The organism is Phytomonospora sp. NPDC050363 (genome assembly GCF_040655735.1).
Taxonomy (GTDB): domain Bacteria; phylum Actinomycetota; class Actinomycetes; order Mycobacteriales; family Micromonosporaceae; genus Phytomonospora.
On the sequence record NZ_JBFAKK010000003.1, the window covers coordinates 593,397 to 614,971 of the forward strand.

A 21,575-nucleotide genomic window follows, 5' to 3' on the forward strand; every position below is an offset into this window, starting at 1 on the left:
ACCATGTGGTTCGACCTCTCGCCCGAGAAGCTGCGCGATTACCGCCCCGACCGTGAAGAACCCGCCGACTTCGACCGTTTCTGGCTGGACACCCTCGCCGAGGCCAGGACCCACGAGCTCGCCGCGGTCTTCGAGCCCTTCGACACGCTGCTGGCCACCGTCGACGTCTTCGACGTGACCTTCGCCGGCTATGCCGGAAACCCCGTTCGCGGCTGGTTCATCGTCCCCCGGGGACTGCCCGATGAGCCTCTGCCGTGTGTGGTGACCTACATCGGATACGGGGGCGGTCGCGGCAAGCCGCACGAGCACCTGTTCTGGAGTGCGGCCGGTTACGCCAACTTCGTCATGGACACGCGCGGCCAGGGTGGTCGCGGCCACGGTGGCGGCGGCGCGACCGGTGACCCCGACCCCGTCGGCGCATCGGCCAACGACGGGTACATGACCCGCGGCATCGAGAGCCCGGAGACGTACTACTACCGGAGGGTGTTCACCGACGCCGCCCGCGCGGTGGAGGCGGCCCGTTCCCACCCCCGCGTCGACTCCGCGCGCATCGTCGTCGCCGGTGGAAGCCAGGGCGGCGGGATCACCCTCGCCGCCGCCGGGCTGGTGCCCGACGTCGCCGCGGCATTGCCCGACGTGCCGTTCCTGTGCCACTTCCGCCGCGCGACGACCCTTGTGGACGAGGCGCCGTACAACCAGATCGGCAACTACCTGCGCAGCCGCCGCGATCTCGTCGACACCGCCTACCGGACGCTGTCCTACTTCGACGGCATGAACTTCGCCGCGCGGGCGACCGCACCGGCCTTGTTCTCGACGGCACTGGGCGACCAGGTGTGCCCGCCGTCGACGGTGTACGCGGCCTACAACCACTACGCGGGGCCGAAGGACATCAAGGTGTGGCAGTTCAACGGGCACGAGGGCGGCGGTCCGTACCAGGCGGAGGCGCAGCTGGAGTTCCTGGTGAAGTCGGGGATTCGGTGAGGGTGGGGGAGTGCGCCGGCGTGTGAGCGCCTGAGCGCCGAAGTACTGGAGAAGTCCGAAGGCCGTCCCATCGGGGCGGCCTTCGGCGTGCTCAGCCGGGGGTGCCGTTGCCACGCTGCCGGACACGTACCCCAATCTAGCCATTGACAAGTTGCTTCTCGTCCTCTTACTCTCGAACTTCGCGCCGGAACTTGTCATCGTCAAGTTTCCGGTTCGTTCGGCCCTCGAAATCCCTCGCGAAAATCACCCAGACCCCCGCGCCACTTAGGACCGAAGCTGTCCGCAACCCCTCGTAGATTGATGCTCATGACCAACTCCCCCGCCCCGAATCACTCCCGCCCCCTCGACTCCCGGCTCCCCGCCCGGCTCCGCGTCCTCGGCCTGGCCGCGATCATCTCGGCCTGTGTGATGGACCTTCTCGACTCCACCGTCGTGCAGCTCGCCGCCCCCTCGATCCGCGGTGAGATCGGCGGCTCCGAGGCGAGCCTCCAGTGGATGACGGCCGGCTACACGATGGCGATGGCCGTCGCGCTTCTCGTCGGCGGCCGGCTGGGCGACATGTTCGGGCGGCGGCGGGTGATGCTCGTCGGGATCGCCGGCTTCACGGCGGCGTCGCTGCTCTGCGCGCTGGCGTGGAGCCCGGAGTCGCTGATCGGCGCCCGGGTCCTGCAGGGTGCGTTCGGCGCGACGATGCTGCCGCAGACCTTCGGTCTGATGCGCGAGCTCTTCCCGCCCTCGGAGATGGCGAAGGTCTGGGGCGTGTTCGGGCCGGTGATGGGCCTGTCCGCCCTGCTCGGGCCGATCCTGTCCGGTGTGGTCATCGACGCCGACATCCTCGGCACCGGCTGGCGCGCGATCTTCCTGCTCAACCTCCCGGTCGGCCTCTTCGCCCTCATCACCGGCGCGCGCTGCCTCCCGAAGTCGGCCGCGACCCTGCGCGGCGCCCGCCTCGATCTCGGCGGGATCGTCTTCGCCGCCGTCGGCATCTTCCTGCTCGTCTTCCCACTGGTCCAGGGCCGCGAGCTCGGCTGGCCGCTGTGGGCGAAGGCCTCGCTGGCGCTGTCCCTGCCCGTCCTCGCCGCCTTCGGCCTCCACCAGGTCCGCCGCAAGCGCGCCGCCCGCGTCACGCTCGTCGAGCCCAGCGTCTTCAAGAAGCGCCCCTACACCTTCGGCGCGATCGTCGCGGTCGCCTTCACCGCCGCGATGGGCGGCACCATGCTGATCCTCTCCCTGCTGATGCAGGTCGGCCTCGGCTTCTCACCGCTGCGGGCCAGCCTGAGCACGCTGCCGTGGGCGCTCGGCACGGTCATCGGCACCATCGTCAGCGGGCAGCTCATGGCCCGCTTCGGGCGCCGGCTCCTGCACGTCGGCCTCGCCGTGATGGCCACCGGGCTGCTCGCGCTGCTCGCGGTCTTCGAGATCGCCGGCACCGGGATCAACAGCTGGCACTTCGTGCTCCCGACCCTGCTCGGCGGCATCGGGATGGGGCAGGTCTTCGGCCCGCTCTTCGACATCATCACCGCCGGCGTCGACGACCGCGAGGTCGGCTCGGCCTCCGGGATCCTCCAGTCGGTGCAGCAGGTGGGCATGTCTCTCGGGATCGCCGTGCTCGGCACGATCTTCTTCGGCCTCGCCGAGACCGGGCCGGTCGCCGACGCCGAGTCGCACCGGCGGGCCTTCCTCGACGCGGCGAGCGCGACCGGGCTCATCACGATCGGTCTGCTGGCGCTGGCCTTCGTGCTGGCCTTCCTGCTCCCGAAGAAGGCGCGGGCGCAACAGGCCCCGGAGTCCGCGCCGGTCGAGACCCGCGAGCTCGTCGACGCCTGACGAGCACGGCGAAGGCGCCCGTCCCCGATCGGGGACGGGCGCCTTCGCGCACCCGGCTACTCCGGCAGCGTGGCGACGAGCCGGCCGTCGACCAGGTCGAGTACCGCCTTCGTTCCGTTCAGCGACACCGACGCCGGCCGCTGTCCGCCTTCCACAGCGGCGAACACCAGCCTCCGCACCAAGGCGGGCCCGGACGTGCGCAGGTCGAGGTGCGCTCCGGCGGAGGTGACGGTGATGTCGGTGTCCCCGTCGACGTCGCGCAGCAGGAACCTGCCGCTCACTCCGCCCCAGGTGACGACCGTGAGGGGGCCGAAGGGGCCGTCGCCGACCTTGTCCCCGACCTCGGCGGTGGGCACCACCGCGCCGTGCCGCACGAAGAGCGGGATCCGTTCCAGGGGAACGGTCACGCTGATGTAGCGCTGTCCATGGTGGACACGGCCGGTCCAGTAGTCGACCCAGTCGCCGGCGGGCAGGTAGACCTGCCGGGTGCCGTCCGGGTCGGTCATCGGCGCCACCAGCAGGTCGCGGCCCAGCCGGTAGGCCAGGTCCTCGCCCCAGGCGGCGGGGTCGGCGGGGGAGTCGACCAGCAGCGCCCGCATCATCGGCTCGCCGGTCCGCGCCGACTCGACGGCGGCGCTGTACAGGTAGGGCATCAGCTCGTAGCGCAGCCGGAGCGCCTCGGTCACCGGCTCGGCGACCTCGGGGAAGTCCCACGGGAGCCTGCTCGTGGTGCCGTGGAAGCGGACCAGCGGCGACAGCGCGCCGAACTGCGACCACCGCAGGTACAGGTCGTCGCTGGGCCGGCCGGTGAACCCGCCGGCGTCGTGGCTCCAGAACGGGATCCCCGACAGCCCGTGCGACAGGCCGCCCCGGATCGTGCTGCCCAGTGAGGGGTAGCTGGTGTTGGTGTCGCCGCTCCACTGCGCCGAATGCCGCTGCCCGCCCAGGAACGACGAGCGCGCCCACACCAGCTCGTGCCCGTTCACCTCCCGCGTCACCTCGACGGTCAGGTCGTTGTAGAGCAGCGTGTAGACGTTGTGCAGCTCGGCACCGGTCATGCCGTTCGACGCCACCGCGTCGGTGGGGACGCCCTCGGCGAAGTCGGTCTTGAAGGTCGCCACGCCCTGCTCCAGCAGGGGCCGCAGCAGTCCCCGGTACCAGTCGCAGGCCTCGGCGTTGGTGAAGTCGATGATCCCGCCGGCCGCGTAGTTCCCGTGCCAGACGTCGGCGACGTAGACCTCGCCGTCGGCGCGGCGCAGGAAGTAGCCCGCCTCGGCGCCCTCGGTGTACACCGGTGAGTTGACGCTGACGTAGGGGTTGATCCACAGGCAGACCTTGAAGCCCATCCCGTCGAGGTCGGCCAGCATGCCGCGCGGGTCGGGGAAGTTCTCGGCGTCCCAGCGAAAGTCCGACCAGTTGCCGGCCACCTGCCAGTAGCAGTCCAGATGCATGACGTCGGCGGGGATCCGGTCCTCGCGCAGCCGCCGCGCCCGCGCGATCACCTTCTCCTGGGTGTCCACATAGAACCCCGAGGAGACCCAGGTCCCGAAGGCCCACTTCGGCGGCAGTGAGGGTCGCGAGGTGAGCCCGTTGTAGCGGTCGAGGATCTGCCCGGGCGTCGGCCCGGCGATCACGTAGTAGTCGATGAGGTCGTCGGGGACAAGGATCTGCACCACCGAGTGCGTCGACTGCGCCAGGTCGAACTCCGCGGCCGTCCCGGAGTCCACCAGGACCCCGTAGCCGCGGCTCGACAGGTACAACGGCACGTTCTTGTAGGCGCGATCCGACTCGCCGCCGAAGGCGTCGAAGTTCCACATCAGCGCGCGCTGACCCCGCTTGTCGAGGGGCGTGAAGCGCTCGCCGAGACCGGCGAAGCGCTCGTCGGCGCGCGCGTCGAAGCTCTCGTGGTAGGCGACCGGCACCGAGTCCACAAGGGAGCGGCCGAAGGGCAGGTTGCGCTGCCGGCCGCTGATGTCGGCCTCGCCGCGGTTCTGGGCGAGCAGGACGCGCCCGGCGACATTGGTGAAGGAGATCCGGAAGGGGTGCAGCTCGACCTCGGCGATCAGCGCTCCGGCGTCGATGCGGACACCGCCTTCGACGAGGGTCACCTTCGCGTCGGTGAAGGTCCCCGGGCGCACCAGCGAGATCGCCGCGGCGCTCCGGCTGGACGCTTCGGGCTCGGCGGACAGGCGCACCCGCACGACTCCCTCGCCGGCGACCGCGACGCGCGCGAACAGCGTCTCGCCGGCCGAGGTCTCGGCCTTGAGGGACAGCTCGCCGCCCTCGGCGGCGAGCACCTCGGCGCGCGAGATCGCCGATAGTCCCTGCTCACCGGGTGCGCGGACGGGAAGCTCCGGCGGGTCGGCGACGAAAGTCTCGTGGGGCACCAGTGGCGGGCGGTAGATCATCGGCGGATCCTTCGCTGACTCGTCGGACGGGCGGGCGGGGCGCCCGGCCCGGACACCGTACCCTTAGTTTGTTTGTAATCCCAACGAAAGTCAACGCATCCCCGGAGGGGACGCGCACCGCGGAAGGCGGGCCGCCATGACGCCGAACCCGAGCCCGGGAGACCTTCCCGGACTGCCCGAACTCTGTTACGGCGGCGACTACAACCCCGAGCAGTGGCCGCCGAGCGTGTGGCGCGAGGACGTCGAGCTGATGCGCCGCGCCGGCGTCAACCTGGTCAGCCTCGGCGTCTTCTCCTGGTCGCGGATCGAACCGACCGAGGGCGAGTACGACTTCGCCTGGCTCGACGAGGTCCTCGACCTGCTCGCCGCCAACGGCGTCGGCGCCGCCCTCGCCACCCCGACCGCCTCGCCGCCGCCCTGGTTCTCCCTCGCGCACCCCGACGCGCTCCCCGTCCGCGCCGACGGCGTCCGCCTCACCCACGGCAGCCGCGACACCTACTGCGTCTCGGCGCCCGCCTACCGCCAGGCCTGCGCCCGCATCGCCGAAGCTCTCGCCCGGCGCTACGCCGACCACCCCGCACTGCGCCTGTGGCACGTCCACAACGAGTACGGGACCTGGTGCCACTGCGACCACACCGAAGCGGCCTTCCGTCGCTGGCTCGCCGGCCGCCACCAGACCCTCGACGCCCTCAACGACGCCTGGACCACCGCCCACTGGGGACAGATCTACTCCGCCTGGGAGCAGATCAACTCGCCGCGCGCCACCCAGTACCTGCACAACCCCGCCCAGCTGCTCGACTTCCGCCGCTTCCAGTCCGAGGAGATGCGCGCCGCCTTCACCGAGCAGAAGGAGATCCTGCGCCGCCTGACCCCCGGCATCGGCGTGACCACGAACTTCGTCCTCGGCGACTGGGTGCCCGTCGACCACGCCCGCTGGTCGCCCTCGGTAGACCTCGTCGCCGTCGACCACTACCCGGGAGACGCCGGACGCGCCGCCGAGGAACAGACCGCCATGTACGCCGACCTCTCCCGATCCTGGGCCGGCGGCGGTCGCTGGCTGCTCATCGAGCAGGCCCCGAACCTCATCTACGCCGACGGCCGCGCGCTGGCCAAGGAACCCGGCCGGATGACCCGGCACAGCCTCTCCCACATCGCGCGCGGCTCGGCCGGCGTGATGTTCTTCCAGTGGCGCGCGCCGCGCGGCGGATCCGAACGCTGGCACTCCGCGATGGTCCCGCACGCCGGCGCCGACACCGCGGTATTCGCCGAGGTCGCCGCACTGGGCGCACTGCTGCCCGGCCTCACCGGCATCGCCGAAACGCGCGTGACCGCCGAGGTCGCGATCGTCGCCGACATCGAGTCGTCCTGGGCGCTGTCGGGACCGGGCATGCCGAGCTCCGACCTGTCCTACGAGGCCGCGCTCGCCCAGGCGCACCGGGTCGCGGGGAGAGCCGGGTACACCGTCGACTTCGTGGCGCCCGGCGCCGACCTGTCGCGCTACCGCCTGGTCCTCGTCCCCAGTCTCTACCTGGTGAGCGACGCCGACGCGGCTAACATCGCCGCCTACGTCGAGGGCGGCGGGCACCTGCTGGTGTCCTGCTTCTCCGGTGTGGCCGACGAGCACACGCGGATCCGGACCGGCGGCTACGCCGGCGCCTTCCGGGAGCCGCTGGGGATCAGGGTCACCGAGCTTCGGCCGCTCGCGGGCGGGGAGAGCGTCGTCCTCGACGACGGCCGCACCGGCACGCTGTGGTCAGAGGAGGTCGGGCTCACCGGCGCCGAGGCCACCGCCCGCTACGCCGACGGCACGCCCGCGCTGACACGCAACTCCTACGGCGAGGGCCTGGCGCGCTACCTGTCGACCCGCCTCGACGACGCCGGCTACGCCGCCGAGTTCACTGCGGCGGCGGCCGAGGCCGGTGCCGAGCCCGTCCTGGCGGACCTGCCGGACGACGTCGAGGTGGTGCGCAGGACCGGGCCCGCAGGCGCGCTCCTGTTCGTGTTCAACCATTCCCGCGAGGAGCGCCGGATCGAGGGAGTCTCCGGCGAGGAGATCCTGTCGGGCGAGACCGCCGACGGTGTGCTCGTCCTCAAGGCGGGCGGTTGTGCGGTCGTGCGCGAGTAGCGGATTCCCGATCGATCACGAGAAGCGGTCGCATCCCGGCGCCGACGGCCTCGACACCTGCTCTTACTTCGTACGTTGGGACGCCAAACTATTGACTCGACTCGCCACCCTGGAGGGCATGAGACTGCGAAACTCAACCGCCGGCGCGGCGGTCGCCGCCGTGCTGGTCGCGACCGCCGCGCTGGGCCCGCCGGCCGCCGTCGCCGAACCCGTCTCGGGTGATCCGTCCGCCTCGGCCGCCTACACCTGGCGCAACGCCGAGATCGTCGGCGGCGGCTTCGTCCCCGGGATCGTCTACAACCGCGCCGAACAGGGACTCGTCTACGCCCGCACCGACATCGGCGGCGCCTACCGCCCGAACAACACCACGAAGCGCTGGGTGCCGCTGCTCGACTGGGTCGGCTGGGAGGACTGGGGCTGGACGGGCGTGGCGAGTCTGGCCACCGACTCGGTGGACCCCGACCGCGTTTACGCCGCCGTCGGGACCTACACCAACGGCTGGGATCCCGACAACGGCGCGATCCTGCGCTCGGCCGACCGGGGCGCGACCTGGCAGGTCACCCGCCTGCCCTTCAAGGTCGGCGGGAACATGCCGGGCCGCGGCATGGGCGAGCGCCTGGCCGTCGATCCGCACAACAACAACGTCCTCTACTTCGGCGCGCCCAGCGGTCAGGGCCTGTGGCGCAGCACCGACAAAGGCGTCACGTTGGCGGAGGTGACCGCTCGACGAGGCGAACCACGACCTCTACCTGGCGACCAGCCACACCGGCGGCCCCTACGACGGCGCCAAGGGTGACGTGTGGCGCTTCAACACCGTCACGGGCGTCTGGACGCAAGTCAGCCCGATCCCTTCGAGCAGCGCCGACGACTGCTTCGGCTACAGCGGCCTGACCGTCGACCGGAAGAGGCCGGGGACGCTGGTGGTGGCCACCCAGGTCTCCTGGTGGCCGGACGTGATGTTCTTCCGCAGCACCGACTCCGGCGCGACCTGGAGCCGGATCTGGGACTGGAACGGCTATCCCAACCGCACCAAGCGCTACAGCATGGACACCAGCGGCGCCCCGTGGCTGAACTGGGGCGGCGCGGGGACGGCGCCGGAGGACCAGCCGAAGCTGGGCTGGATGACCGAGTCGGTGGAGGTCGATCCCTTCGACTCCAACAAGCTCATGTACGGCACCGGGGCGACGAGCTACGGCACCGACAATCTGACCGCGTGGGACACCGGCGGCACGGTGAACATCTCGGTGCGTGCGCAGGGGCTGGAGGAGACGGCGGTCAACGACCTGGTCAGCCCGCCCGCGGGCGCTCCGCTGGTCTCGGCGCTCGGCGACATCGGCGGTTTCCGGCACGACAGCCTCACGACCGTTCCGGCGCGGATGCACATCAGCCCGACGATCGGCTCGACGACGAGCGTCAACGGCGCGACGAGCTTCACCGCAGCCGCGACGGGCGTGCCGGCGACGGGCAACGTCCGCTTCGGCGCGGTTCCGGGGATCGCCGGCGACGTGTGGCTTGCGGGTGGCGCGGACACCGGGGCCTACGGGCTGTGGCACTCGACGAACGGCGGAACGAGCTTCACCAAGCTGTCGACGGTCGCCGAGGCCGACAGCATCGGCTTCGGGAAGGCCGCTCCGGGCAAGACCTACCCGGCCCTCTACAGCAGCGCCGCGATCGGCGGGGTGCGCGGGATCTTCCGTTCCGACGCCTCCGGCGCGACCTGGACGCGCATCAACGACGACCAGCACCAGTGGGGCTGGACGGGCGCGGCCATCACCGGCGACCCGCGCGTCTACGGGCGCGTCTACGTCAGCACCAACGGGCGAGGGATCATCTACGGCGACGACGGCGGCGGGCCCACCGATCCGGACCCCGATCCCGATCCCGACCCGGTCGGGAACTGCTCGGTCGCCTACGAGGTGACCGGTCAGTGGCAGGGCGGCTTCCAGGGCCGCGCGGTGGTCACCAACACCGGCAACACACCGCTCGACGGCTGGAGCCTCGGCTGGTCCTTCGGTGCCGGACAGGTCGTCAGTCAGATGTGGGGCGCCGCCCACAGCCAGTCCGGGGCGTCGGTGACCGCCGTCGGTGCGTCCTGGAACGCCGTCATCGCACCGGGTACCGGGCGCGAGGTCGGCTTCATCGCCAGTTGGCAGGGGAGCAATCCCGAACCGACGGCCTTCACCCTCAACGGATCGGGCTGCTCGGTCGGCTGAGCACGGTCCACCGGGGAACGGGCCGGGTCGGTCCACCATGGATGGACCCGGCCGCTCACGTCAGGGCAGGCGCGGCCTGCCGTCGTCGCCGATCGGCCATCCAGGGTTGTACGCGATCTCCCACAGATGCCCGTCGGGGTCGGCGAAATAGCCGGAGTAGCCGCCCCACTCGGTGTGCTCGGGCGGCTTGGTGATCGTCCCGCCGGCCTCGCCGACGGTCGCGAAGGCCTCGTCGACCTCCTTCTCGGACCCGACGTTGACGGCGAGCGCGAGTCCCCGGAAGCCGGGCGGGCCGCCGGGGTTGTCGACGGCGGCGTCGCCCGCCAGGGCGTAGGCGCCCCACAGCGCGAGCAGGCCGCCCTCGGTGTTGAAGAAGGACACCTCCCCGGGCACCGAGGCGCTGGACAGGGGCCAGCCGAGGGCCTGGTAGAAGGCCGTGGCACGGTCGAGATCGGCGACGCCGAGCGTCGCCAGGCTGATGCGGGCCGGTACGGACATGGTCGAAAAACACCTCCGGGCCCGATCATCGCAGGGACCTGGGCCGCGGTGGGCGGTTTCCGCGGCTGCGGGCGGGCACCGGTGGACCCCCGTCGGTCCCACCGAGGCCGCCGCGGCGAAAGCTAACCGGGCCCGCGCACATGAACGCGCACATGCGCGCGGGGAGAAGGTCGCCCTCTGGGGGTAACGTCCGAGTCATCTACCCCGGGGGTGAGCGGATGCGTTTTCGGCTGTTCGGGCCCGTCGAGGTCCGCGTCGACGGCGTCGCCGTGCCCGTCGGGGGCCGCCGTCAGCGCGCGGTGCTCGCCGCGCTGCTGCTCACGCCCGGCGAGGTGGTCTCCACCGAGCAGCTCGTCCACCGCGTGTGGGACCGTCCGCCCGGCTCGGCGGAGTCGAACGTGCGGACCTACATCGCCCGCCTGCGCAGGGTTCTCGGCGAGCGTCTGTCCACACACGACAACGGCTACCGGATCACCGTCGCCGAGGGCGAACTCGACGCCGGGGTCTTCGCCGCGCTCGTCGAACGGGCCGAGTCGGCCTCCGGCCCTGCCGAGGCCGCCCGCCTGTACGCCGAGGCTTTAACCCACGCCCGCGACGAACCGCTCCTCGGCGTCGAGCTGGAGGCCGCGCTGCGTTCGCAGGCCCTTCGGCTGCGCGAGCGGCGGCGTCTGGCGCTGCTGGGCGAGCTGGCCGCGCGCCTGGCGTCGGGGGAGCACCACGAGGTCACCGGCCGCCTGCGCGCGCTGCTCACCGCCGAACCGGGCGCCGAGCGCCCCACCGAGCTGCTGATGCTGGCGCTGTTTCGCTCCGGCCGCCAGATCGAGGCCCTCGACGCCTACGCCGCCCTGCGCACGCACGGCGTGCGCCCGTCGCCCGAACTGACCGCCCTGCACCGCCGCATCCTCAACCACGACCAGGCCCTGCTCGCCGAGCGTCCCGCCGTGAACGCGCACCACGGCCTGCCCACGCCCCCGCCGGAGTTCACCGGACGGACGGGCCTGGCCGCCGCCGCGCGCGACCTCATCGCCGCCGCACCACCGCACGCCCCGGCGATCCTGGTCTTCAGCGGCATGCCCGGCGCGGGCAAGACCGCCCTGGCCGTCCACATCGGACATCTGCTCGCCGCCGACGGTGCCGGCCGCGACGGACACCTCCACGCCGACCTCAACGGCTTCACCTCCGGAACCGCGCCCGCGGACCCGCACGCCGTCCTCGGCGCACTGCTCACCGCCCTCGGCCTGCCTGAGGGTGACATTCCCGGCGACACCACCGCCCGCTCGGCCCTCTACCGCGAGCACACGGCCGGCCGCCGACTGCTGATCCTGCTCGACAACGCCGCCGGCGCCGCACAGGTCGTCCCGCTCATCCCCGCCGGACTGGGCACGGTCGTCCTGGTCACCAGCCGCCGCGAGCTCCTCCTCGACGGCGCCGGCAACCTCACCGTCGAGCCGCTCACCGAAAGCGAGGCGCTCGGCCTGCTCGCCCGGCTCCTCGGCGCGCAGACGGTCGAGAGCGCACCCGAGGCCGCGCTGACGATCGCGCGCCGCTGCGGCAACCTGCCACTCGCGCTGACCCTGGCCGCCGGTGGGCGTTCGGGCCGCGACCTCGCCGTACTCGCCGCCCGACTCGACCGCGAACCGCTCCCCGGTGAACTCTCCCGCGCCTTCTCGGTGTCCTGCGCGGCCCTCGCCCCCGGCCCCCGCAGGCTCTTCCGCCTGCTCGGCTCCGCCCACTGCGAGGACGTCACCGCCCAGACCGCCGCCGCGCTCTGCGGACGCCCGCCCGAGGAAGTCGACGGCGACCTGGAGGCCCTGCTCGACGACCACCTCCTCACCCAGACACAGCCCGGCCGCTACCGCGTCCACCGTCTCCTGCGCCGCTACGCCGCGTCCCTCGCCGAGGAGACCGCCGGCGAACGCGACGAGGCCGTCACCCGCCTCTACGACTGGTACCTGCGCCGGGCGCGGCGATTCGCGGCCGAAGCGGCACCCGCCCCCACCGCCTCCGCCTGGTTCGACGCCGAGCACCCCAACATCCTCGCCCTCGTCCGCGCCGCCGTGCGCGAAGGCAAGGACGCCCGCGCCCTCGCCGAACTCGCCCGCACCGAGGACGAGCCCGCCGCCCGCGAACCCGCGGACCCCGCCAGAGTCCGCACCGCGCAACGGCTTACCGAAGGCTGCGGCGCCCACCACACCGTCGCCGAGGCCCGGCGCGCCCAAGGAGGACGCGACACCGCCGAGGGCGAGCTCGCGCGATGATGGAGTTTCGGGTCCTCGGCCCGCTGACCGTGCTCCACGACGACCGCGAACGACACCTCGGCGGTCCCCGCCAGCGAGCCGTGCTCGCCGCGCTCCTCCTGCGCGCCAACGAGTCGGTGACCGCCGAACGGCTCGTGCCGCTCGTCTGGGACGACCCGGTGCCGGCCGCCGAGTCGAACCTGCGCACCTACCTCACCCGGCTGCGCAAGACCCTCGCCGACCCGCGGGACGGCGACTCGCGGCTCACCCGCGACGGCGACGGCTACCGCCTCACCGTCCACGACGGCGAATGCGACCGCGACGTCTTCACCGACCTGGCCGAACACGGCGACCGCGCCTTCCACGACGGAGACCACGCCACGGCCGCCGACCGCTACCGCCGCGCCCTGGCCCTGTTCCGCGGCGAGCCCTTCGGCGGGGCCGCCGCCGAGTCGGCGCTGTCGGCGGCGGCCGTCGCCCTCACCGAACGCCACCGGACGGTTCTGGAACGCCGCATGGAGGCCGGACTCGCCCTCGGCGAGCACCGCGAACTGCTCGGCGACCTGCGCCGGCTCGCCGAGCGCTCACCCGAGCGCGAGGCCTCGACGCGCCTGCTGATGCTCGCGCTCCACCGCGACGGCCGCCGCGAGGAGGCACTGGCCGCCTATGCGGCGCATCGGGCCCGGCTGGTCGCCGAACTCGGCGTCGAACCGGGCACCGGGCTGTCCGCGCTGCACGCCCGGATCCTCGCCGGCGACCCGTCGCTGGCCGCGCGGCCCCCGGCTTCCTCGGGACCGGTCACGTCCTTTCGGCAGCTGCCGCCCGACATCGCCGACTTCACCGGCCGCGAAGATGAACTGGCCCGCATCGCCGAGGCCGCCGGCGCCGCCGCCGACGGGCCGGCGGTGGTCTGCCTGAGCGGCATGGGCGGCGTCGGCAAGACCCGGCTCGCCGTCCGCGCGGCCTGGTCGCTGGCCGCCTCCTACCCCGACGGCCAGCTCTTCACCGATCTGCGCGGGTACGACCCCGAACTTCCCCCGGCCGACCCCGCCGCCGTCCTCGCCGGCTTCCTCGGCCTGCTCGGCGTCGGCCGCGCCGAGATCCCGCGCGGCCTCGACGCCCGGGCCCGCCTGTTCAGCGAACGCCTCGACGGCAGGCGCGTCCTGCTCGTCCTCGACAACGCCGCCGACGAGGCGGCCGTCCGGCCACTCCTGCCCACCGCCACCGGATGCCTGGTGCTGGTCACCGGGCGGCGCGAACTGGAACTCGGCGGCGTCGCCGTGCCCGTCGGCATGTTCTCGCGCGCCGAGGCCCTGTCACTGCTGGGCCGGATCCTCGGGGAGCGGCGGGTCGACGACGAGGCCGACGCCGCCGGCGAACTCGTCGGCCACTGCGGACGGCTCCCGCTCGCCGTGGCCGTCGCCGCCCACCGCCTCCGCACCCGCCGGACATGGCGGATGGCCGACCTCGTCGAAAGGCTCGGCGGCCGGGGACTCGGCGAACTCGCCGTCGGCGACCGCTCGGTGGAGCGGGTCCTCGCCCTGTCCTACGAGGCCCTGCCGGAGCGGGAGAGGCGGGTGCTGCGCCTGGTGGGCGCGCAGCCCGTGGAGGACGCCACGGCCGCCTCGGCGGCCGCGCTGTGCGGTCTGGACGTCGCGACGGCCGGCGCGATCCTGCGCTCGCTGGCCGGTGAGCACCTGCTCGGCGAGTTCACGCCCGGCCGCTACCGTCCGCACGACCTCGTCCGGGCTCACATGGCCGCGCTGTCGGCAGCGCACGACCCGCCCGGCGAGCGCGCCGAGGCCGCCGGCCGGCTGCTCGACTGGTACTCGCGCGCCGCCTACGAGATCGCCGGGCGGATGGCGCTCTACCCCGTGCGGCTCGTCGGCCCGCTTCCCGAGACGCCCGTGCCGATCCCGGACACGCCGACCTTCGCCGAGGGCGCGGCCTGGTTCGACGCCGAGTACGCCGACCTCTTCGGCCTCATCCGCTTCGCGGCGGCCACCGGGCGCACCCGCCACGCCGTCCAGCTGCCCTTCCTGATGCGCGTGCACTTCTCCAACCGCGCCCTCGCCGACGACTGGACGGCCGCGATGATGGTCGCCGTCGAGGCGGCGCGCGAGCTGGGCGACCTCGTCGCCGAAGGGCACGCCCACACGCTCCTCGGGCTCGTCAACTCCTCCGCCGGACGGTTGCGCGCCTCCCGCGAGCACGTCACGACGGCCCTGGCGCTGCACCGGCGGGCCGGAGAGGTCGAGGGCGAGGCGGGGGCGACGATGGCGCTCGGCCACCTCGACCGCGCCGAGGGCCGCTACCGCGAGGCCATCGCGCATTACGAGCGCTCGCGGGAGCTGTTCGCCGGTCTCGGCGACCGGCAGTGGGAGATCGCGTCGAGCGGGGCCGCCGGCGAGGCCCTGCACCAGATGGGCCGCACCGACGAGGCGATCGAGGTGCTCAGGACCGCCGCTACCTTGCAGGGTGAGCTGGGGCAGGGCGGTGAGGCCTCGACGCTGACGAACCTCGGTGCCGCCCTGCGCAGCGCGGGTCGCGGCGCCGAGGCCGTGCCCTACCTGGAGCGGGCGCTCGGCGTCTTCCGCGAGCGCGGGGTGCGCAGGGGAGAGGCGGAGGCGCTGACGCAGCTGGCGAAGTGCCGCGCCGACCTCGGCGACCCGCGGGAGGCGGCCGCGCACGCCCGCCGGGCGCTGGAAATCGCCCGGGGCCTGAGCGACCGGGCCCGCGAGGCCGAGGCCGCTCAGATCCTGGAGCGTCTCGGTCAGCCCACCACCCCGGCCTGAGCCGCGCGGTACCTCTCGCGCACCGACGGCACCGGCTCCGTGGGGACGTCGACGGCGTCGACCGGCCAGTCCGGCGGCTCGGCCGCCCCGCTGAGCGCCCACGCCGCCTGCCGGGCCGCGCCCAGCGCCACGTACTCCGCCGCGGTCGGCTTCGTCACCGGCGCGTCGAAGACCGTGCCCGCGATGTGCTGCACGGCGGGGGAGGCCGCCGCACCGCCGATCAGCCGGATCCGCCGCACCGGGACGCCGAGGCCGCGCAGGGCGTCGAGGCCGTCGGCGAGACCGCAGAGCATGCCCTCGACCGCGGCGCGCGCGACGTTGCGCGGCGCCATGTTCGCCCGCGTCAGCCCCGTCAGCGTCCCGGTCGCGTCGGGCAGGTTCGGCGTCCGCTCCCCGTCGAGGTACGGCAGGAAGACGAGTCCGTCGGAGCCGGGCGGCGCGGTGAGCGCGAGCAGGGCGAGGTCGTCGAGGCGCTGGTCGAGCATGGCGGCGGTCGCGGTCAGCACCCGGGCGGCGTTGAGGGTCGCGACCAGCGGCAGGTAGCGGCCGGTGGCGTCGGCGAAACCGGCGACCGTGCCGGTGGCGTCGGCGGTCGGCAACTCCGAGACGGCGTAGACCGTGCCGGAGGTCCCGATGGAGATGACCGCGTCGCCGGGCAGCAGCCCGAGCCCCAGCGCGGCCGAGGCGTTGTCGCCGGTCCCCGCGGCGACCTTGATCCCCTCGGAGGTCTCGCCGACGACCTCGGCCGGCCCGGCGACGCGCGGCACGGTCAGTTCGCGTCCGACGGCGAGTTCGAGCAGGTCGGGGCGCCAGTCCTGAGTGGACGGCGACCAGTAGCCGGTGCCCGAGGCGTCGCCCCGGTCGGTGGTGAACGCGCCGGTCAGCCGCCAGGTGAGCCAGTCGTGGGGCAGCAGGACCGTGCGGGTCCGCTCGGCGTGCCCGGGTTCGCTGCGGGACAGCCAGCGCAGCTTGGTGACGGTGAAGCTGGCGACCGGCACCGAACCGGTCGCCTCGGCCCACCGGTCCGGGCCGCCGAGCTCGTCGATGAGCGCTGCGGCGTCGGGCGCCGAACGGTTGTCGTTCCACAGCAGCGCCGGGCGCACCACGCGCCCGGCGCCGTCGAGGCAGACCATGCCGTGCTGCTGGGCGCCGACGGCCATGGCCTCGACGCCGTCGAGCAGCCCCCGCGACGCCGAGTGGAAGGCGCTCCACCAGACCTCCGGGTCGACCTCCGTGGCGTCGGGATGCGGCGCCGAACCCGAGCGCACCACGGCGCCGGTGGCGGCGTCACAGACGACGACCTTGGTCGACTGCGTGCCGCAGTCGATGCCCGCGACGAGCGTCATCGCACGCCCAGGAGGTGCTCCATGGCGAGCTGGTCGAGGTGCTCGAAGGCCATGCCGCGCCGCGCCTCGGCCTCGACGTCGAGCGTCTCGGCGCGCAGCTCGGCGAGCGACTCGCCCGCGCCGAGGGTCGGCTCGGCCAGCTCCGGAACCCGGGCGGCGGCCAGTGCCTCCACGACCTCCGGGTCGGCGCGGAACGCGGCGGCCTTCTCGGCGAGGATCAGGTAGTTGCGCATGCAGGCCGCGGCGGTGACCCACACGCCGTCCATGTCCTCGGTGCGCGGCGGCTTGTAGTCGAAGTGGCGCGGGCCGGTGTAGCCGCCGCTCTCCAGCGCGTCGACGGTCCAGAAGGCACCGCGCAGGTTGCCGGCGCCGAAGCGCAGGTCCTGGTCGAAGCGCGGGCCGTGCTGGCCGTTGAGGTCGATGTGGAACAGCTTGCCGTGCCACAGGGCCTGGCTGATGCCGTGGGCGAAGTTGAGCCCGGCCATTTCCTCGTGGCCGACCTCGGGGTTCACGCCGACCAGCTCGGAGTCGTCGAGGGACTCGATGAAGGCCAGTGCGTGCCCGATCGTCGGCAGCAGGATGTCGCCGCGCGGCTCGTTCGGCTTGGGTTCGAGCGCGAAGCGCAGGTCGTAGCCCTTGTCGCGGACGTAGCCGGTGAGGACGTTGAGGGCCTCGGCGTAGCGGTCCAGCGCGGCCCGGACGTCCTTGGACGCCCCCGACTCGGCGCCCTCCCGGCCGCCCCACAGCACGTAGGTGGGCGCGCCCAGCTCGGCGGCGAGGTCGATGTTGCGCAGCGTCTTGCGCAGGGCGTGGCGGCGGACCGCGCGGTCGTTGGCGGTGAAGCCGCCGTCCTTGAAGACCGGGTGGGCGAACAGGTTCGTGGTGGCCGTCGAGACGTACATGCCGGTCTCGTCGAGCGCCTTGCGGAAGGCCGCGAGGGTCTTGTCGCGCGACGCATCGTCGGGGACGAGGTCGTCGTCGTGGAAGGAGACGGCGGCCGCGCCGAGTTCGGCGAGCCGGTGGACGGCCTCGATGGGGTCGAGGGGCGGCCGGGAGGCTTCACCGAACATGTCCCGGGCGGGCCAGCCGACCGTCCACAGGCCGAAGGAGAAACGATCGCCGGGAATGGGCTGGCGGGTCATGGACGACTCCTTAGTTTGTGGTCTGAACAAAATAGCCCAAGGGGAGCCGCCGACGGTAGGGGTGGACGGGATAGGGCGACGGTCAGACCTATGACGTGGGCGGTGAAGGGGAGGGCGGGCGGGTGAGCCGGTGGTAACCGACCGCGGCGACCGCCAGACCGGCGCCCCACACGACATAGGAGGTGTCGGCGAGCCAGGTCCCGGCGAGGATGTCGGCCGCCCCGGCGCGGTCCCCGGGTATGAGCCCGAGCGCCGTCGCCGACAGGCTCAGCGTGCCGCTGACGAAGTAGGCGAGGATGAGCACCGCCGCCGCGATCGCCGGGCCCAGCACCAGCCACCGGGGCACCCGCCGGCCGGCGAGCGGCGGGAGCACTCGCGGCCACACGCGGCCCCAGGAATGGACGAGAGCCAAGGGCAGCAGCAGCCCCGCCGCCGCGAAGGGCAGCATCGTCAGGGTTCCCGTCACGGGATCCTCGGCGAAGGTGACCGACGAGGGCCCGGCGTCGAAGCCGACCTGCCAGCAGACCCGCACGACGAACGCGGCCACGACCAGATAGGCGCCCGCCCAGGCCCAGCGCGGCGGGCGTACGAGCGGGGCGTTCCCCGGACGATCCGGCGACACCCGCCGCAGCGCGGCCGCCGTTGAGGACGCGAGGAGGACCGCCCCGGCGAGACAGGCGGCGCGCGCGGCGAAACCCGGCCAGGAGAAGGACATCCCGGCACCGGGAAAGGCCAGGCCGAAGAGGTCGAGCACGACACGGTAGGGCGCGACGGCGAGCAGCACGGCCACGAGCCCGCCGGCAAGCGCGGCCGCGCGCGACGGCCGGCGGTACTGCCACAGACCGGCGGCCGCGCTCACCACGCAGAGTGCGACGGCCGGCCGGCCGGAGAAGGCGCCGAGATCGGCCGCCCCGCCCGGACCGGGTTCACCGCGGAGGGCGAAGAAGGCACGGATCACGCCGTAGACCAGCGCCCACATCAGCAGGAGGGCCGGGATGCGCTTGTTTCTCGTCATGTCCCCACGGTCGCGTGAAAAGGCGCGCGACGCGTCTGCCGGAGGTCTCACGCCCCCGCGACCTTCGGCGTATTTCAGCGGGGTCGGATGAGCCGGTGGTCGTAGGCCCAGATGACCGCCTGGACCCGGTCGCGCAGCCCCAGCTTGGCCAGCACCCGGCCGACGTGCGTCTTGACGGTCCCCTCGGACAGGAACAGGCGGGCGGCGATCTCGGCGTTCGAGGCGCCCGAGGCGAGTTCCAGGAGGACGCCTTGCTCGCGGTCGGTGAGGGGCCCGAGCGGGTCGGCGCCGCCGGGCAGGGCCGGCAGATCCGCCGCGACGTGTTCGAGGAGGCGGCGGGTGGCCGAGGGCGCGATCACCGCGTCTCCGTCGTGGACGTTCCGGACGGCCGTGAGGAGGTCCTCGGGTTCGGCGTCCTTCAGGAGGAAGCCGGACGCGCCCGCGCGCAGTGCCGCGAAGGCGTACTCGTCGAGGTCGTAGGTGGTCAGGACGATCACCCTGGGGGCGTCGGGCCGTGCGAGCACGCCGGCGGTGGCCTCGACACCGTTGACGCGCGGCATGCGCACGTCCATCAGGACCACGTCGCAGGGCGTCCGCTCGATGAGCCGGACGGCCTCGTCGCCGTCGGATGCCTGCCCGCAGACGGTCATGTCCGGTTGTGAACGGATGACCATGGCGATGCCCTCGCGGACGAGAGCCTGATCGTCGACGAGGAAGACGCGGATCACGGGGAGTCACCGTACGGCAGGCGGCCGTGTACGTCGAAGCCCCCGTGAACGTGCGCCGCCTCGACGCTCCCGCCGAGCGCCTGGAAGCGCGAGCGCATGCCCCGGATGCCGCGTCCGGCGGCGGCCGCCCGCGGCCGCGTTCGGTGTGCGGGAACCTGATCGGCGCAGCGGTCCTCGACCAGCACGCTGAGCGCGTCGGCGTCCCATTCGAGGCGGAGGTCCGCCCGTGTTCCGGGAGCGGCGTGCCGCAGTGTGTTCGTCAACGCCTCCTGGGCGAGGCGATAGACGGCGAGCTCGGCGGCCGGGGACAACTCCCTCGGGTCGCCCCGCTCGCCGCTGGTGACAGGCAGACCCGCCGAGCGGGCGCGGTCGACGAGCCCCGCGAGACCGGCGAGCGTGGGCTGCGGCGGTGTCGCCGGGCCGGATCCCGCTCCGGGAGCGTCGAGGACACCGAGAAGGCCGCGGGTGTCGGCGAGCGCGGCCTTGGCCGTACGGGCGATCGTGCCGAGCACCTCGGCGGCGGTCTCCGGCTCGGTCCGTGCGGCGTAGCGGCCGCCGTTGGCCTGGCTGACGATGACCGCCAGGGAATGGGCGACGACGTCGTGCATCTCCCGTGCGATGCGGGCGCGTTCGGACATGGCGGCCGAGTGCGCCCGCTGCTCGGCGTAGGCCAGCTGCGCCCGGCGCCACAGCCCCAGGATCGCCGCCACGGCGAGCAGTCCGGCGAAGGCGGCGAAGACGACGCCGAGCATCGGCAGCGCACCCGACCGGGCCGTCGCCGGGTCAGTCCCAAGCCGCAGGGCCCCGCCCGCCGCGCCCGTGAGCACGACCACGGGAACCGCCAGGGCCAGTGCCCGGGAACCATGGGCGCACGCCGAGTACAGCGCGAAAGGGAACACCAGGGCCGAGGGCAGCGTCACGAACATCCCCGTGGCCCAGACGAGGCAGGCGAAGGCCGCGGCGACCGCGACGAAGGCCGGCCAGGGCCGCGCCCGGCGCCACAGCGCACCGGCGTGCGCGACGGCGAGCGCCGCCACCGAGGCCCCGACCTGCCACGGTCCCGAAGCGCCGATCACGAGCATCACGACCGACGGCACGCCCAGTATCACGGCGAGCAGGGCGGCGACCAGTAGATCGCGATGGTGCGGACGGTCAGGGGAGGCGGACACGGCCCCACTCTAGGAACCCCTCACCCCACCCCCAGCATCGCCGCCGCCGCGCGGCAGCGCTCCGGCGAGCTGAGCACGTCGACGCTGTCGGCCGCCTGGTCGATCGTTCCCGGCAGGCGCCCCACGGCGTCGGCCCGGCTCCCGAGCCGCTCCAACAGCCCCGTGATCTCCGGATCGGTGATCGCCGCGACCAGGGCGCCGGTGAAGCGCTCGCCGCCGACGACCCGGATGTCGCGGGTGTAGTACTGCCGCGCGTTCTCCTCGACCGGCGCGGCCAGCCCCAGCGCGTTCGTCGCCGCGGCCAGGATCTCCCCGGCCTCGCAGAGCGCGGCCTCGCGGGCACGCCAGTCTCCGGCGGCGAGGGCCTCGCCCAGGTGCGGCGTGAGCCGCCCGGCGATCGGCAGCCGCGCGAACGCAGTCCCCAGCCACTTGCTGTACGGCGCCCACCTGCGCTCCACCAGGAACGCCAGCCGCATCAGGTCGCGGGCCAGCCGGGCCGTGACGACCGCGCTGCCGAGGTCGTCGCCGACCGCTCCCGTGCGCCCGACGAACGCCTCCTCCTGCCCGATCCGCAGCCACGCCGAGGCCAGCGCGTATCGCCACACGTCGTCGGGGTACCAGCGCAGGGTCAGACGCCGGGACTCCAGCTCGCCTTCGGGGTCGGCGAAGACCTCGCCGTCGACGAGGCTCACCAGGCGCTGCGTCGGCGAGGTCAGCCAGTCGGTGAGAGTCAGCCCGTCGGCGGGATCGACGCCGAGTTGGGCGCGGAAGTAGCCGGCGACCGTCCCGACCTCGACCTGGTGCCGCGCCGGCCCGCCCCAGTGGGGGTGCCGGACGGGGAGGCCCTCGAACTCGTCGGGGAGGTCTTCGAGCGCCTTCTTCGCCGCCTCGACGGCGTCGTCGGCGACGAAGACCTGGCAGCGCGGCCCGAAGTCGTGGTCGGGAGACACGTCGTCGTCGAAGCCGAGCACCTCCGATCCGGCGCCGAGGAGCGCGGCGGCGTGCGGGATCCCGCTCAGCAGGGGACGGACGGCGGTGGCGTGGAAACGCCGGCAGAGATCACGACCTGGCATGAGATCAGGTTAGGTTCG

The 21,575-nt window shown here is 73.3% G+C and carries 15 protein-coding genes; 7 read left to right on the forward strand and 8 right to left on the reverse strand.

Going from position 1 to position 21,575, the window contains the following annotated elements:
• The first annotated feature begins 3 nt into the window (after positions 1-3).
• A complete protein-coding gene (locus AB0I28_RS10765; RefSeq protein ID WP_357491822.1) occupies positions 4-981 on the forward strand; it encodes an acetylxylan esterase in 978 nt (325 codons plus the stop codon).
• Positions 982-1,287: 306 nt separating this feature from the next.
• Positions 1,288-2,808 (forward strand): MFS transporter, encoded by a 1,521-nt coding sequence (locus AB0I28_RS10770; protein ID WP_357491824.1) that lies wholly within the window; start codon positions 1,288-1,290, stop codon positions 2,806-2,808.
• A 56-nt stretch (positions 2,809-2,864) separates the two neighbouring features.
• Here the strand turns inward: AB0I28_RS10770 and AB0I28_RS10775 are convergent, their stop codons facing one another.
• Positions 2,865-5,216 carry a TIM-barrel domain-containing protein gene (locus AB0I28_RS10775; protein WP_357491826.1) on the reverse strand — a complete coding sequence of 784 codons (2,352 nt, stop codon included), beginning with the start codon at positions 5,214-5,216 and terminating at the stop codon, positions 2,865-2,867.
• Between the two features lie 136 nt (positions 5,217-5,352).
• On the opposite strand from AB0I28_RS10775, the gene AB0I28_RS10780 reads away from it, so the two are divergent.
• The 3 genes from AB0I28_RS10780 (at position 5,353) to AB0I28_RS10790 (ending at position 9,554) form a co-directional block, all read left to right on the forward strand.
• Complete coding sequence (locus AB0I28_RS10780) at positions 5,353-7,341, forward strand: beta-galactosidase (RefSeq protein ID WP_357491828.1); 1,989 nt, start codon at positions 5,353-5,355, stop codon at positions 7,339-7,341.
• A 118-nt stretch (positions 7,342-7,459) separates the two neighbouring features.
• Positions 7,460-8,137 (forward strand): hypothetical protein, encoded by a 678-nt coding sequence (locus AB0I28_RS10785; RefSeq protein WP_357491830.1) that lies wholly within the window; start codon positions 7,460-7,462, stop codon positions 8,135-8,137.
• A gap of 1 nt (position 8,138) precedes the next feature.
• The gene (locus tag AB0I28_RS10790) at positions 8,139-9,554 is read left to right on the forward strand and encodes a cellulose-binding domain-containing protein (protein WP_357491832.1); all 1,416 of its coding nucleotides are present in this window, start codon (positions 8,139-8,141) and stop codon (positions 9,552-9,554) included.
• Positions 9,555-9,614: 60 nt separating this feature from the next.
• Here the strand turns inward: AB0I28_RS10790 and AB0I28_RS10795 are convergent, their stop codons facing one another.
• Complete coding sequence (locus AB0I28_RS10795; RefSeq protein WP_357491834.1) at positions 9,615-10,052, reverse strand: VOC family protein; 438 nt, start codon at positions 10,050-10,052, stop codon at positions 9,615-9,617.
• Positions 10,053-10,270: 218 nt separating this feature from the next.
• On the opposite strand from AB0I28_RS10795, the gene AB0I28_RS10800 reads away from it, so the two are divergent.
• Positions 10,271-12,310, forward strand: coding sequence for a BTAD domain-containing putative transcriptional regulator (locus AB0I28_RS10800; RefSeq protein ID WP_357491836.1), 2,040 nt, complete (start codon positions 10,271-10,273; stop codon positions 12,308-12,310).
• A complete protein-coding gene (locus tag AB0I28_RS10805) occupies positions 12,307-15,084 on the forward strand; it encodes a BTAD domain-containing putative transcriptional regulator (protein WP_357491838.1) in 2,778 nt (925 codons plus the stop codon). The genes AB0I28_RS10800 and AB0I28_RS10805 overlap by 4 nt, the downstream gene beginning before the upstream one ends.
• Here AB0I28_RS10805 and xylB read toward each other — a convergent pair.
• The 6 genes from xylB to AB0I28_RS10835 all read right to left on the reverse strand — a co-directional run bounded on the left by xylB (position 15,063) and on the right by AB0I28_RS10835 (position 21,557).
• Positions 15,063-16,430 (reverse strand): xylulokinase, encoded by a 1,368-nt coding sequence (gene xylB / locus AB0I28_RS10810; RefSeq protein WP_357491840.1) that lies wholly within the window; start codon positions 16,428-16,430, stop codon positions 15,063-15,065. The two genes, AB0I28_RS10805 and xylB, sit on opposite strands and share 22 nt — an antisense overlap.
• Entirely contained in the window at positions 16,427-17,572 is a 1,146-nt protein-coding gene (xylA, locus tag AB0I28_RS10815; RefSeq protein WP_357491842.1) for a xylose isomerase, read from the reverse strand. The genes xylB and xylA overlap by 4 nt, the downstream gene beginning before the upstream one ends.
• 88 nt (positions 17,573-17,660) lie before the next feature.
• Positions 17,661-18,587 carry a hypothetical protein gene (locus AB0I28_RS10820; RefSeq protein WP_357491844.1) on the reverse strand — a complete coding sequence of 309 codons (927 nt, stop codon included), beginning with the start codon at positions 18,585-18,587 and terminating at the stop codon, positions 17,661-17,663.
• Positions 18,588-18,661: 74 nt separating this feature from the next.
• Entirely contained in the window at positions 18,662-19,315 is a 654-nt protein-coding gene (locus AB0I28_RS10825; protein WP_357491846.1) for a response regulator transcription factor, read from the reverse strand.
• Entirely contained in the window at positions 19,312-20,484 is a 1,173-nt protein-coding gene (locus AB0I28_RS10830; RefSeq protein WP_357491848.1) for a histidine kinase, read from the reverse strand. Before AB0I28_RS10830 ends, AB0I28_RS10825 begins: the two co-directional genes overlap by 4 nt.
• Positions 20,485-20,504: 20 nt before the next feature.
• Positions 20,505-21,557: a DUF4037 domain-containing protein gene (locus AB0I28_RS10835; protein ID WP_357491850.1), complete on the reverse strand. Its 1,053-nt coding sequence runs from the start codon at positions 21,555-21,557 to the stop codon at positions 20,505-20,507.
• Positions 21,558-21,575 lie beyond the last annotated feature (18 nt).

Coding starts and splice junctions, on each gene's coding strand:
- AB0I28_RS10820 (WP_357491844.1), bottom strand. CDS start 18,587: ATGACGAGAAACAAGCGCATCCCGGCCCTCCTGCTGATGTGGGCGCTG.
- xylA (WP_357491842.1), bottom strand. CDS start 17,572: ATGACCCGCCAGCCCATTCCCGGCGATCGTTTCTCCTTCGGCCTGTGG.
- AB0I28_RS10835 (WP_357491850.1), bottom strand. CDS start 21,557: ATGCCAGGTCGTGATCTCTGCCGGCGTTTCCACGCCACCGCCGTCCGT.
- AB0I28_RS10805 (WP_357491838.1), top strand. CDS start 12,307: ATGATGGAGTTTCGGGTCCTCGGCCCGCTGACCGTGCTCCACGACGAC.
- AB0I28_RS10800 (WP_357491836.1), top strand. CDS start 10,271: ATGCGTTTTCGGCTGTTCGGGCCCGTCGAGGTCCGCGTCGACGGCGTC.
- AB0I28_RS10765 (WP_357491822.1), top strand. CDS start 4: ATGTGGTTCGACCTCTCGCCCGAGAAGCTGCGCGATTACCGCCCCGAC.
- AB0I28_RS10785 (WP_357491830.1), top strand. CDS start 7,460: ATGAGACTGCGAAACTCAACCGCCGGCGCGGCGGTCGCCGCCGTGCTG.
- AB0I28_RS10780 (WP_357491828.1), top strand. CDS start 5,353: ATGACGCCGAACCCGAGCCCGGGAGACCTTCCCGGACTGCCCGAACTC.
- AB0I28_RS10775 (WP_357491826.1), bottom strand. CDS start 5,216: ATGATCTACCGCCCGCCACTGGTGCCCCACGAGACTTTCGTCGCCGAC.
- xylB (WP_357491840.1), bottom strand. CDS start 16,430: ATGACGCTCGTCGCGGGCATCGACTGCGGCACGCAGTCGACCAAGGTC.
- AB0I28_RS10770 (WP_357491824.1), top strand. CDS start 1,288: ATGACCAACTCCCCCGCCCCGAATCACTCCCGCCCCCTCGACTCCCGG.
- AB0I28_RS10795 (WP_357491834.1), bottom strand. CDS start 10,052: ATGTCCGTACCGGCCCGCATCAGCCTGGCGACGCTCGGCGTCGCCGAT.